Source organism: Pseudomonas rossensis, assembly GCF_039888995.1.
GTDB lineage: Bacteria > Pseudomonadota > Gammaproteobacteria > Pseudomonadales > Pseudomonadaceae > Aquipseudomonas > Aquipseudomonas rossensis.
This window is the reverse complement of the sequence record NZ_JBBWCB010000075.1, coordinates 16,455-29,043: the sequence shown is the minus strand read 5'-3', so window position 1 is coordinate 29,043 and position 12,589 is coordinate 16,455. Positions and strand designations below refer to the sequence as shown.

The window sequence follows — 12,589 nt, the reverse complement described above, 5'->3', positions numbered from 1 at the left end:
ACCCTCGATGATCAAGCGCCCGGTGCTTGATCTCGGTGACCGAACCCTGATTGGCTTCAAGCCAGATATCTACGCGGCAGCGCTCAAGTAAGGCAGCCCGTTCCATTTTTTAGAGGTATCAACATGTCCACTACCCTGTTCAGCCTGGCCTTTGGTGTCGGCACTCAAAACCGTCAAGGCGCATGGCTGGAAGTGTTTTACGCGCAGCCACTGCTCAACCCGTCGGCCGAACTGGTCGCTGCCATTGCGCCTGTTCTGGGCTACACCGAGGGCAATCAGGCCATCGCGTTCAGTACCGCTCAGGCGTCGCAACTGGCTGAAGCCCTGAAAAGCGTCGACGCTGCCCAGGCTGCCTTGCTGACCCGTCTGGCCGAGAGCCACAAGCCGCTGGTCGCGACCCTTCTGGCCGAAGACGCTCAGTTGACCTCCACCCCAGAGGCTTACCTCAAGCTGCACCTGCTGTCCCATCGCCTGGTCAAGCCGCACGGCCTGAACCTGGCCGGTGTGTTCCCGCTGCTGCCGAACGTGGCATGGACCAGCCAGGGCGCAATCGACCTGGCCGAACTGGCCGAACATCAACTGGAAGCCCGTCTGCGCGGCGAGCTGCTGGAAGTGTTCTCGGTGGACAAATTCCCGAAAATGACTGACTACGTGGTTCCGGCCGGCGTGCGTATCGCTGACGCGGCACGCATTCGTCTGGGCGCCTATGTCGGCGAAGGCACCACCGTGATGCACGAAGGTTTCGTCAACTTCAACGCCGGTACCGAAGGCCCGGGCATGATCGAAGGCCGCGTTTCCGCTGGCGTATTCGTCGGCAAGGGTTCGGATCTGGGCGGCGGTTGCTCGACCATGGGCACCCTGTCGGGCGGCGGTAACATCGTGATCAAGGTTGGCGAAGGCTGCCTGATCGGCGCGAACGCCGGAATCGGCATTCCATTGGGCGATCGCAACACCGTTGAATCGGGCCTGTACGTGACCGCTGGTACCAAAGTGGCGCTGCTGGACGAAAACAACCAACTGGTCAAAGTCGTGAAGGCCCGTGAACTGGCTGGGCAACCTGACCTGCTGTTCCGCCGTAATTCGGAGACCGGTGCCGTGGAATGCAAAACCCACAAATCGGCGATCGAACTGAACGAAGCGCTGCACGCTCACAACTAAGTGCCGCAGGCACCTGTGGGAGCGACGGTGCGACGATTCGACTTGCTCGCGATGCTTTTTGGCGCCCTGACGGACGCCATCGCGAGCAAGCTCGCTCCCACAAGCTCCGGTGTACACCCGCCCAAGTTCACAGGGCCCGACAGCATGATGATTCCCTCTCCCTGGCGCGCCGATTTTCCGGCCATCGCCGCATTGCAACGGCAAGACCAGACGTATCTGGACAACGCCGCCACCACGCAAAAACCTCAAGCCCTGCTGGATGCCCTGGCGCATTACTACGCCAACGGCGCGGCCAACGTGCATCGGGCGCAACACCTGCCCGGCGCCCACGCCACCCAGGCGTTCGAGGCCAGCCGCAGCAAAGTCGCCCACTGGCTCAATGCCGGCGATTGCGGGCAGATCATCTTTACCCACGGCGCAACGTCTGCGCTGAACCTCCTGGCTTACGGCCTGGAACATCTTTTCAATCCGGGCGATGAAGTTGTCATCAGCGCCCTGGAGCATCACGCCAACCTGTTGCCGTGGCAGCAATTGGCCCACCGTCGCGACCTGAAGCTGGTGATCCTGCCACTGGACGCCGACGGTTTGATTGACCTTGATGCTGCCACGCAGCTCATCGGTCCTCGAACCCGCTTGCTGGCGGTCAGTCAGCTGTCCAACGTACTCGGTGCCTGGCAACCGCTGCCCGCCCTCTTGACGATGGCCAAGGCGCATAACGCGCTGACCGTGGTCGATGGCGCTCAAGGCGTGGTTCATGGCCGGCACGACGTGCAGGCGCTGGGTTGCGACTTCTATGTGTTTTCCAGCCACAAGCTCTATGGCCCCGATGGTCTGGGCGTGCTGTTCGGTCGCAATGAAGCGCTTGAGCAACTGCGCCACTGGCAATTCGGCGGCGAAATGGTGCTGGATGCGGATTACCACAGCGCACGGTTCCGCCCGGCGCCACTGGGTTTCGAGGCGGGTACGCCGCCGATTGCCGGTGTGATTGGTCTGGGGGCGACGCTGGATTATCTGGCCGGGCTTGACCAGGATGCGGTTTGCGCCCACGAAGCAGCGCTGCATGACTATTTGCTCAAAGGCCTTGAAGCGCGCAACGGCATTCGGTTGTTGGGCAAGCCGCAACTGGCGCTGGCCAGTTTTGTCGTCGAGGGTGTGCATAACGCTGATTTGGCGCATTTGCTGACCGAACAGGGGATCGCGGTGCGCGCCGGTCATCACTGCGCCATGCCGTTGCTGAAAAGCTTTGAATTGGCCGGGGCGATTCGGGTGTCGTTGGCGCTGTACAACGATTCCGATGACTTGGAGCGGTTCTTTGAAGCGCTGGATCAGGCGCTGGAGGTGTTGCGATGAGCTTGCCTGCCGATGCCGTCACCGCGCTGGAGACCTTTCAGAAGGCCGCAGGCTGGGAACAACGGGCGCGGCTGTTGATGCAATGGGGCGACCGTCTGCCTGGGTTGAGCGATGTGGATAAGGTCGACGCCAACCGCGTTCATGGCTGTGAAAGCCAGGTGTGGCTGGTGGGTGAGTTGCAGGATGGTCACTGGCAGTTTGCCGCGAGCAGCGATGCGCGGTTGATTCGCGGGTTGGTGGCGTTGCTGCTGGCGCGGGTTAACGGATTGTCGGCGGTTGAGTTGCAGCAGGTGGATTTGCCACAGTGGTTTGATCAGCTCGGGCTGTCGCGGCAATTGTCGCCATCACGCAGCAATGGCTTGAATGCCGTTCTCCAGCGGATGAATGAGTTGGCGGGTTAATCGCCATCGCGAGCAAGCTCGCTCCCACAGGGGATTAGTATTAGACACAGATCCAATGTGGGAGCGAGCTTGCTCGCGATGAGGCCATCAGCCGCACCGGTCAAGCTTCAGGTTTAACCCGATCCGAAGGGCGCCGTACCCCGGCCACAATCTTATCCACAGCCTTGGTCGCCGCGACCATGCCAAACGTCGCCGTCACCATCATCACCGCGCCAAACCCTCCGGCGCAGTCGAGCTTCACACCATCACCGACAAAACTCTTCTGCAAGCAAATGCTGCCATCCGGTTTCGGGTAGCGCAGTTGTTCGGTGGAAAACACGCACGGCACGCTGTAATGGCGGGTCACGGTGCGTGAGAAGTTGTAATCCCGGCGCAAGGTCGAGCGCACTTTCGAAGCCAACGGATCGTTGAAGGTCCGGTTCAGGTCGCATACCTGAATCAGCGTCGGATCAATCTGCCCGCCCGCACCGCCGGTGGTGATGATCTGAATCTTGCGGCGCTTGCACCAGGCGATCAGCGCCGCCTTGGCATTCACGCTGTCGATGCAATCAATGACGCAGTCGATGTTTGGCGTGATGTATTCGGCCATGGTCTCGCGGGTGACGAAATCCGCCACCGCGTGCACGGTGCAGTCCGGGTTGATCCCGCGCAGGCGCTCGGCCATCACGTCAACCTTGGGTTTGCCGACAGTGCTGTCCAGCGCGTGCAACTGACGGTTGACGTTGCTGACGCAGACGTCGTCCAGGTCGAACAGCGAAATCTCGCCCACGCCACAACGGGCGATGGCTTCCGCCGCCCAGGAACCGACGCCACCGACGCCGACGATCGCCACGTGGGCCGCACGCAAACGCTCCAGGCCGTCGATGCCATACAAACGGGCGATGCCTGCAAACCGCGGATCTTCTGTACTCATGACCATAACCCCAAAAACCGGCGCGCATTATAGGGCCACAGCGCGAGAACTTTTAACCTTCCAGCGACAAGTGTAAGAACTTATGTGAAACCAGAGTGCCCAATGTCGGGCGTTTCCCTGTTCGCTGTACGGTCAGAGAACCTCCAGTGTAGGATGCGCGCCCCTGCCACCTGGCAGCCAGCCGCAGACCGTTCCTTCGTTCCACAGCCTCCGGAACCTGAAATAGCTATGTCATCGCGTAAATTTGGACTCAACCTGGTCGTGGTGCTCGCCATCGCAGCCTTGTTTACCGGCTTCTGGGCGCTGATCAATCGCCCGGTCACCGCCCCCAACTGGCCTGAACAGATCTCCGGCTTTTCGTACTCGCCGTTCCAGCAAGGGCAGTACCCGCAAAAAGAGCAATATCCGACCGACGATGAAATGCGTCGCGATCTGGAGATCATGAGCAAGCTGACGGACAACATCCGTACTTACTCGGTCGATGGCAGCCTGGGTGATATTCCCAAGCTCGCCGAAGAATTCGGTTTGCGCGTGACGCTGGGTATCTGGATCAGCCCGGATCTTGCGCGCAACGAGCGTGAAATCCTGCGCGCCATTGACCTGGCCAATACCTCCCGCAGCGTGGTTCGCGTGGTGGTGGGCAACGAGGCGATCTTCCGTAAGGAAATTACCGCCGCCGAACTGAGCGTGATCCTTGATCGCGTCCGCGCGGCAGTGAAAGTACCGGTGACGACCTCCGAGCAATGGCACGTCTGGGAAGAAAACCCGAGCCTGGCCAAGCACGTCGACCTGATCGCCGCCCACGTCCTGCCGTACTGGGAACATGTTCCGATGGAGCAGTCCGGGCAGTTCGTGCTCGACCGGGCCCGTGACCTGAAAAAGATGTTCCCGAAAAAACCGCTGCTGCTGTCGGAAGTCGGCTGGCCGAGCAACGGCCGTATGCGCGGTGGCGCCGACGCGTCGCCGGCAGACCAGGCGATTTATCTGCGGACCTTGGTCAACAAGCTCAATCGCCAGGGCTTCAACTACTTTGTGATCGAAGCCTTTGACCAACCGTGGAAGGCCAGTGACGAAGGTTCCGTGGGCGCTTACTGGGGCGTTTTCAACGCCGCGCGTCAGCAGAAATTCAACTTCGAAGGCCCGGTCGTCGCCATTCCGCAATGGCGCGTGCTCGCTGTCGGCTCGGTAGTGTTGGCCCTGCTGTCGCTGACCCTGTTGATGATCGACGGCTCGGCCCTGCGTCAACGCGGCCGCACCTTCCTGACCTTCATCGCGTTCCTTTGCGGTTCGGTGCTGGTGTGGATCGGTTACGACTACAGCCTGCAATACAGCACCTGGTTCAGCCTGACGGTGGGCTTCCTCCTTGCCCTCGGCGCGCTCGGGGTGTTTATCGTGCTGCTGACCGAGGCCCACGAACTGGCCGAAGCGGTCTGGACCCACAAACGCCGGCGTGAATTCCTGCCGGTGGTGGGCGATTCGGACTACCGACCGAAAGTCTCGATTCACGTGCCTTGCTACAACGAGCCGCCGGAGATGGTCAAACAGACCCTCAACGCCCTGGCCAACCTCGACTATCCGGACTTCGAAGTCCTGATCATCGACAACAACACCAAGGACCCGGCGGTCTGGGAGCCGGTGCGCGATTATTGCGAAACCCTCGGCCCGCGCTTCAAGTTCTTCCACGTCGCGCCATTGGCCGGCTTCAAGGGTGGCGCGCTGAATTACCTGATTCCGCACACCGCCAAGGATGCCGAAGTGATTGCGGTGATCGACTCGGACTACTGCGTCGACCCGAACTGGCTCAAGCACATGGTGCCGCACTTCGCCGATCCGAAAATCGCCGTGGTGCAGTCACCGCAGGATTACCGCGACCAGAACGAAAGCACCTTCAAGAAGCTCTGCTACGCGGAATACAAAGGTTTCTTCCACATCGGCATGGTCACCCGTAACGACCGTGACGCGATTATCCAGCACGGCACCATGACCATGACCCGGCGCTCGGTGCTCGAGGAACTGGGCTGGGCTGACTGGTGCATCTGTGAAGACGCCGAGTTGGGTCTGCGCGTGTTCGAGAAAGGCCTGTCAGCGGCGTATTACCACACCAGCTACGGCAAAGGCCTGATGCCCGATACCTTTATCGACTTCAAGAAACAGCGTTTCCGCTGGGCTTACGGTGCGATTCAGATCATCAAGCGTCACACCGCCAGTCTGTTGCGCGGCAAGGACACCGAGCTGACCCGTGGCCAGCGTTATCACTTCCTCGCGGGCTGGTTGCCGTGGGTGGCGGACGGTATGAACATCTTCTTCACCGTGGGCGCCTTGTTGTGGTCGGCGGCGATGATCATCGTGCCGCAGCGAGTCGACCCGCCGTTGTTGATTTTCGCGATCCCGCCGCTGGCGCTGTTCGTGTTCAAGGTGGGCAAGATCATCTTCCTCTACCGTCGTGCGGTCGGGGTCAACCTCAAGGACGCATTCTGCGCGGCACTGGCAGGGTTGGCGTTGTCGCACACCATCGCCAAAGCGGTGTTGTACGGCTTCTTCACCAGCAGCATTCCGTTTTTCCGTACACCGAAGAACGCCGATAACCACGGCTTCTGGGTGGCGATTTCGGAGGCTCGTGAAGAAGTGTTCATCATGCTGCTGTTGTGGGGCGCGGCGCTGGGGATATATCTGGTGAACGGCATGCCGAGCAACGACATGCGTTTCTGGGTGACCATGTTGCTGGTGCAATCGTTGCCATACCTGGCGGCGCTGATCATGGCGTTCTTGTCTTCGCTGCCGAAACCTTCGGTCGAGGCCGAACCGGCACCGGCGGTCTAAATCGTTCCAGATGCACTAAACGGCGGCCAATGGCCGCCGTTTTGCTTTAAGATAACTGCCATTTTGCGCGCCTTGCCCCCCAGCTTTCGGAGTTCCCCATGACGGCCCACGCCGACCTTTCGCCGACCCTTCAACTCGCCATCGACCTGATCCGCCGTCCGTCCGTGACGCCGGTCGACGCCGATTGCCAGAAGCAGATGATGCAGCGCCTGGGCGATGCCGGTTTTGCGCTGGAGCCAATGCGCATCGAAGATGTGGATAACTTCTGGGCCACCCACGGTAAACACGACGGCCCGGTGCTGTGCTTTGCCGGTCACACCGACGTGGTTCCGACCGGCCCGGTGACCGCTTGGCAGATCGACCCGTTCAACGCGCTGATCGACGAACACGGCATGCTCTGCGGCCGTGGCGCGGCGGACATGAAAGGCAGCCTCGCCTCCATGACCGTGGCGGCCGAGCGTTTTGTCACCGACTACCCGGATCACAAGGGCAAGGTCGCTTTCCTGATCACCAGCGACGAAGAAGGCCCGGCGCACCACGGCACCAAAGCTGTGATCGAACGCCTTGCCGCCCGTAAGGAGCGTCTGGACTGGTGCATCGTCGGCGAACCGTCGAGCACCACCCTGGTGGGGGACGTGGTCAAGAACGGCCGTCGCGGCTCCCTCGGCGCCAAGCTGACCGTGCGCGGCGTGCAAGGTCACGTGGCCTATCCGCACCTCGCCAAGAACCCGATCCACCTCACCGCCCCGGCGCTGGCCGAACTGGCTGCCGAGCATTGGGACCACGGCAACGATTTCTTCCCGCCGACCAGCTTCCAGATCTCCAACGTGAACTCCGGCACTGGCGCGACCAACGTGATTCCGGGTGACCTGGTGGCGGTGTTCAACTTCCGCTTCTCTACCGAATCGACCGTGGTAGGCCTGCAAAAGCGCGTCGCTGACATCCTCGACAAGCATGGCCTGGACTGGCACATCGACTGGGCGCTGTCCGGCCTGCCGTTCCTCACCGAACCGGGCGCCCTGCTGGATGCTGTCGCGTCGAGCATCAAGGACATCACCGGTCGTGAAACCAAAGCGTCCACCAGCGGCGGCACCTCCGACGGACGCTTCATCGCGACCATGGGCACACAAGTGGTTGAACTTGGCCCGGTCAACGCGACGATCCACCAGGTCAACGAGCGTGTGCTGGCTGCCGATCTCGATGTGCTGACTGAAATCTATTACCAGACCCTGATCAAGTTGCTCGCCTGATGCTCGCCTGCCCGATCTGCAGCGAACCGCTGAACGCGGTGGACAACGGCGTGGCCTGCCCCGCCGGGCATCGTTTCGACCGTGCGCGTCAGGGTTACCTGAACCTGTTGCCGGTGCAGCACAAGAACAGCCGCGACCCTGGGGATAACCTGGCGATGGTCGAAGCCCGTCGCGACTTCTTGAACGCCGGCCATTACGCGCCGGTGGCCAAGCGTCTGGCCGAACTGGCGGCGCAATACGCGCCCCAGCGCTGGCTGGACATCGGTTGTGGCGAGGGTTACTACACCGCGCAAATCGCCGAGGCTTTGCCGAGCGCCGACGGTTACGCGCTGGACATCTCCCGGGAAGCCGTCAAACGCGCCTGCAAACGCAACCCGCAGCTGACGTGGTTGATCGCCAGCATGGCGCGGGTGCCGCTGGCCTCCGGCAGCTGCCAGTTTCTCGCCAGCGTCTTCAGCCCGCTGGACTGGGAGGAAGCCAAGCGCCTGCTCAGCCCCGGTGGTGGCTTGATGAAAGTCGGGCCGACCAGCGGCCATCTGATGGAATTGCGCGAGCGTCTGTACGACGAAGTGCGTGAGTACACCGACGACAAGCATCTGGCTTTGGTGCCGGAAGGCATGGCGCAGCAGCACAGCGAAACCCTGGAGTTCAAACTGACGCTGGAAAGTGGTCAGGACCGTGCGAACCTGTTGGCCATGACGCCCCACGGCTGGCGCGCCAGTGCTGAACGCCGAGCGGCAGTCATCGAACAGGTCGAGCCGTTCGAGGTCACTGTTTCAATGCGCTACGATTACTTCGTACTTCAATAATTTTTAATATTTTGGTCTACGGCAGTTGCCGTAGACCGGCTAAATCCGCGAATGGATTTTTCAGACCCGCAGTGAGGACATCCATGCGCCAACCCGATATCGAGATTTACCTGAAAGACGCCGACGTCGACTACAAGGCCGTCGCGGCCTGGCTCGGCGCGGCATTGGGCCCATGCACCGACTGGGTCCAGAAAGGCCAGACCTACAAGTGCAAGGCCGGCAACGTGTCGGTCACCTGGCTGCCGAAAGCCGTGGGCAAATGGAACAGCCTGTTCCTGGACAGCGACCAGACCCCGTGGGAAGACGACATCGCCTGCGCCCGCGCAGCCTTTGCCGCGCTGAACGTCGAAGTGCGTTGCGCGCCGGGTAGCTGGGTCGAGGAAGAAGGTGAAGAGACAGCGGATCGCTGGATGCGCATCAGCGCGGATGGTGAAGAAGAAATCACCTGGAAAACCGCTTAACCAAAAAGATCGCAGCCTGCGGCAGCTCCACAGGGTTAGGTGTACACCCGTAGGAGCTGCCGCAGGCTGCGATCTTTTGACCTTGAAGCTTACAACCCCACCACATCCTCAGCCTGCAAGCCTTTCTCGCCAGTCACCACGCCGTATTCCACCTGCTGACCTTCAGCCAGGGAGCGATGCCCTTCGCCGCGAATCGCGCGGTAGTGCACGAACACGTCCACCCCGTCCTCGCGCTGAATGAATCCGTAACCCTTGGCATCGTTGAACCACTTCACATTGCCGGTTTCGCGCGTAGCCATGTCAGTACCCCCTTGTTTTTATTTTGAACGGCCGAGTATATGACAGCCGCCAAAACTCTCAACTCACTTTACTTAGCCGCTTTTTTGCCGATTTTCGGCGAATACGGCACACTATCGACCGCCCGAGCAAACGCTCGGTTTTATTCACTCATGCAGATGCCGTATGACCCGTTCCCCGTTCCGCCGTCTTGTGTTTGGCACCCTGCGCCGACTGCTCTACCTCTGGGTTCGCTCGGAGACGATCAATCAGTCGTCGTTCACCCTCAACCTCGATCGCAGCCGTCCGGTGTTCTACGTCCTGCAAAACCCTTCGCTGACCGACCTGGCCGTGGTCGATACCGAGTGCAGCAAGGCGGGTTTGCCCCGCCCGGTGTTGCCGGTCTCGGTAGGTACGCTGGAGGAACCTGCGGCGTTCTTTTACCTCACGCCGGAGCCCGATTGGCTCGGCCGTCAGGACAAGCGTGGTGCACCGCCGACCTTGACTCGCCTGGTCAGCGCCCTGAGCCAGAACGCCGCCGAAGACGCGCAGATCATTCCGGTCAGCGTGTTCTGGGGCCAATCGCCGGACAGCGAATCGAGCCCGTGGAAACTGCTCTTCGCCGACAGCTGGGCAGTCACCGGGCGCCTGCGTCGGTTGTTGAGCATCATCGTGCTGGGGCGCAAAACCCGGGTGCAGTTCTCGGCGCCGATCCATTTGCGCGAACTGATCGACCACAACAAAGGCCACGAGCGCACCGTGCGCATGGCCCAACGAATTCTGCGGGTGCACTTCCGCAACCTGAAAGCGGCGGTGATCGGCCCGGACATTTCCCACCGTCGCAATCTGGTCAAAGGCCTGCTCAATCAGCCGCTGGTCAAGCAAGCGATCCTCGACGAAGCCGAGCGTGAAAACATCTCTCCGGAGAAAGCCAAGGCCCAGGCCCTGCGCTATGGCAACGAGATCGCCTCCGACTACACCTACACCGCGATCCGCTTTCTGGAAGTGGTGCTGAGCTGGTTCTGGAACAAGATCTACGACGGGATCAAGGTCAACCACATCGAAGGCGTGCAGAAGGTCGCTCAGGGTCACGAAGTGATCTACGTGCCGTGCCATCGCAGCCACATCGACTACCTGCTGCTGTCCTACTTGCTGTTTCGCAACGGCCTGACCCCGCCGCACATCGCCGCCGGGATCAACCTCAACATGCCGGTGATCGGCAGCCTGCTGCGGCGTGGCGGTGCGTTCTTCATGCGCCGCACCTTCAAGGGCAACCCGCTCTACACCTCGGTGTTCAACGAATACCTGCACACCCTGTTCACCAAAGGCTTCCCGGTGGAGTACTTCGTCGAGGGCGGCCGTTCGCGCACCGGGCGCATGCTGCAACCAAAAACCGGAATGCTCGCCATCACCCTGCGCAGCTTCCTGCGTTCGTCGCGGATGCCCATCGTGTTCATCCCGGTCTACATCGGCTACGAGCGCGTGCTGGAAGGCCGAACCTACCTCGGCGAACTGCGTGGTGCGAGCAAGAAGAAAGAATCGATCTTCGACATCTTCAAAGTCATCGGCGCGCTCAAGCAGCGTTTCGGTCAGGTGGCGGTGAACTTCGGCGAACCGATCAAACTGGCGGAATTCCTCGACAGCGAACAGCCAGACTGGCGTAAACAGGATCTCGGTCCGCAATTCAAACCGGCCTGGCTCAACGAAACCACCAACCGTTTGGGCGAGAAAGTCGCGCAGCATCTCAACGAAGCCGCGGCGATCAACCCGGTCAACCTGGTGGCTCTGGCACTGCTGTCCACCAGCCGTCTGGCCCTGGACGACCGCGCCATGGCGCGGGTGCTTGATCTGTATCTGGCGCTGTTGCGCAAGGTCCCGTATTCGCCGCACACCACCCTGCCGGAAGGTGACGGCCGGGCGCTGATCGAGCATGTGAAGGACATGAATCTGCTGTCCGAGCAGAGCGATGCCCTGGGCAAGATTCTGTACCTGGACGAGCAGAACGCCGTCCTGATGACCTACTACCGCAACAACGTTTTGCACATCTTCGCCTTGCCTGCGTTGCTGGCGAGCTTCTTCCAGAGCGCCTCGCGCATGAGCCGCGAACAGATCCTGCGCTACACCCGCGCGCTCTATCCGTACCTGCAATCGGAGTTGTTCATTCGCTGGTCGCTGGAGGAACTGGATGCGGTGATCGACCAATGGCTCGAAGCCTTCGTCGAGCAAGGTCTGCTGCGTTTTGAGAAGGACGTTTACCTGCGTCCGGCGCCGAGCTCGCGGCATTTCGTACTGCTGACGCTGCTGTCGAAAAGCATCGCCCAGACCCTGCAACGTTTCTACATGACCGTTTCCCTGCTGCTCAACAGCGGTCAGAACAGCATCAGCGCCGAAGAGCTGGAAGACTTGTGCACGGTCATGGCCCAGCGTCTGTCGATTCTGCATGGCCTCAACGCCCCGGAGTTCTTCGACAAGAGCCTGTTCCGCCATTTCATCCAGACGATGCTGGATCTGGATGTGCTCAAGCGCGACGAGGCCGGCAAGCTGAGCTATCACGAACTGCTCGGCGAACTGGCCGAAGGTGCGGCCAAGCGGGTGTTGCCGGCGGAGATTCGCTTGTCGATCCGTCAGGTCGCGTTGCATCGCAGTGAAGATGCGGCGGATCAGGTCGCGGCTCCGACTCTATCCGACTAAATTCCTACGGGCGCCAGGCCTCTTCTGGCGCCTTCGATACGGAGATCTCCGATGAAAAAACTCTCTTTATTGGCCATGACCACCCTGCTGGGCGCCTGTCAGACGATGCAACCCGCCGCTAAAAACTCCCTTGATGGCGAAGTCTTCTACCTGCAACGAATTGCCCTGCCGCCCAGCGCTACCTTAAGCGTCAGCTTGCAGGACGTTTCCCTGGCCGACGCGCCCGCCGTGGTCCTTGGCGAACAGAAAGGTCCGGTCAAAGGCCAGGTGCCGCTGCCCTTTCATCTGAGTTACGATCCAACGCAGGTCAAACCGGGCCATCGTTACTCGGTCAGCGCACGGATCGAAGTGAATGGCGAACTGATGTTCATCACCACCGAACATCACGCCGTGCAGCTGGATGGCAGCGATCCGCAGCCACTGAAAATCCGCGTCGACGCCGCCCGCTAATTCTCTATTT

The 12,589-nt window shown here is 60.9% G+C and carries 11 protein-coding genes and 1 pseudogene; 10 read left to right on the top strand and 2 right to left on the bottom strand.

The window, feature by feature from the left end:
* The 4 genes and pseudogenes from WLY71_RS19310 to WLY71_RS19295 form a co-directional block, all read left to right on the top strand.
* Positions 1 to 91 (top strand): annotated as a pseudogene (locus tag WLY71_RS19310) (arsenate reductase family protein); the annotation flags it as partial.
* Positions 92 to 123: 32 nt separating this feature from the next.
* A complete protein-coding gene (gene dapD, locus WLY71_RS19305) occupies positions 124 to 1,158 on the top strand; it encodes a 2,3,4,5-tetrahydropyridine-2,6-dicarboxylate N-succinyltransferase (protein ID WP_347804815.1) in 1,035 nt (344 codons plus the stop codon).
* A gap of 144 nt (positions 1,159 to 1,302) precedes the next feature.
* Positions 1,303 to 2,508 (top strand): aminotransferase class V-fold PLP-dependent enzyme, encoded by a 1,206-nt coding sequence (locus tag WLY71_RS19300; RefSeq protein ID WP_347804814.1) that lies wholly within the window; start codon positions 1,303 to 1,305, stop codon positions 2,506 to 2,508.
* On the top strand, positions 2,505 to 2,909 hold the full coding sequence (locus tag WLY71_RS19295) for a SufE family protein (protein WP_347804813.1): 405 nt from the start codon (positions 2,505 to 2,507) through the stop codon (positions 2,907 to 2,909). The genes WLY71_RS19300 and WLY71_RS19295 overlap by 4 nt, the downstream gene beginning before the upstream one ends.
* A 100-nt stretch (positions 2,910 to 3,009) precedes the next feature.
* On the opposite strand, the gene tcdA is transcribed toward WLY71_RS19295, so the two are convergent.
* Positions 3,010 to 3,828 carry a tRNA cyclic N6-threonylcarbamoyladenosine(37) synthase TcdA gene (gene tcdA / locus WLY71_RS19290; RefSeq protein ID WP_347804812.1) on the bottom strand — a complete coding sequence of 273 codons (819 nt, stop codon included), beginning with the start codon at positions 3,826 to 3,828 and terminating at the stop codon, positions 3,010 to 3,012.
* A gap of 222 nt (positions 3,829 to 4,050) precedes the next feature.
* Here tcdA and WLY71_RS19285 point away from each other — a divergent pair, with 222 nt between their 5' ends.
* The 4 genes from WLY71_RS19285 to WLY71_RS19270 all read left to right on the top strand — a co-directional run bounded on the left by WLY71_RS19285 (position 4,051) and on the right by WLY71_RS19270 (position 9,162).
* Positions 4,051 to 6,642 (top strand): glycosyltransferase, encoded by a 2,592-nt coding sequence (locus WLY71_RS19285; protein WP_347804811.1) that lies wholly within the window; start codon positions 4,051 to 4,053, stop codon positions 6,640 to 6,642.
* Positions 6,643 to 6,740: 98 nt separating this feature from the next.
* Positions 6,741 to 7,892, top strand: coding sequence for a succinyl-diaminopimelate desuccinylase (gene dapE / locus WLY71_RS19280; protein WP_347804810.1), 1,152 nt, complete (start codon positions 6,741 to 6,743; stop codon positions 7,890 to 7,892).
* On the top strand, positions 7,892 to 8,701 hold the full coding sequence (locus WLY71_RS19275; RefSeq protein ID WP_347804809.1) for a putative RNA methyltransferase: 810 nt from the start codon (positions 7,892 to 7,894) through the stop codon (positions 8,699 to 8,701). Before dapE ends, WLY71_RS19275 begins: the two co-directional genes overlap by 1 nt.
* Before the next feature lie 83 nt (positions 8,702 to 8,784).
* A complete protein-coding gene (locus tag WLY71_RS19270) occupies positions 8,785 to 9,162 on the top strand; it encodes a hypothetical protein (RefSeq protein ID WP_347804808.1) in 378 nt (125 codons plus the stop codon).
* An 89-nt stretch (positions 9,163 to 9,251) separates the two neighbouring features.
* On the opposite strand, the gene WLY71_RS19265 is transcribed toward WLY71_RS19270, so the two are convergent.
* On the bottom strand, positions 9,252 to 9,461 hold the full coding sequence (locus WLY71_RS19265) for a cold-shock protein (RefSeq protein WP_008146705.1): 210 nt from the start codon (positions 9,459 to 9,461) through the stop codon (positions 9,252 to 9,254).
* Positions 9,462 to 9,624: 163 nt separating this feature from the next.
* Here WLY71_RS19265 and plsB point away from each other — a divergent pair, with 163 nt between their 5' ends.
* Both plsB and WLY71_RS19255 read left to right on the top strand, forming a co-directional pair.
* On the top strand, positions 9,625 to 12,129 hold the full coding sequence (plsB, locus tag WLY71_RS19260) for a glycerol-3-phosphate 1-O-acyltransferase PlsB (RefSeq protein ID WP_347804807.1): 2,505 nt from the start codon (positions 9,625 to 9,627) through the stop codon (positions 12,127 to 12,129).
* Between the two features lie 51 nt (positions 12,130 to 12,180).
* Positions 12,181 to 12,579 (top strand): YbaY family lipoprotein, encoded by a 399-nt coding sequence (locus WLY71_RS19255; RefSeq protein WP_347804806.1) that lies wholly within the window; start codon positions 12,181 to 12,183, stop codon positions 12,577 to 12,579.
* The last annotated feature ends 10 nt before the right edge of the window (positions 12,580 to 12,589 follow it).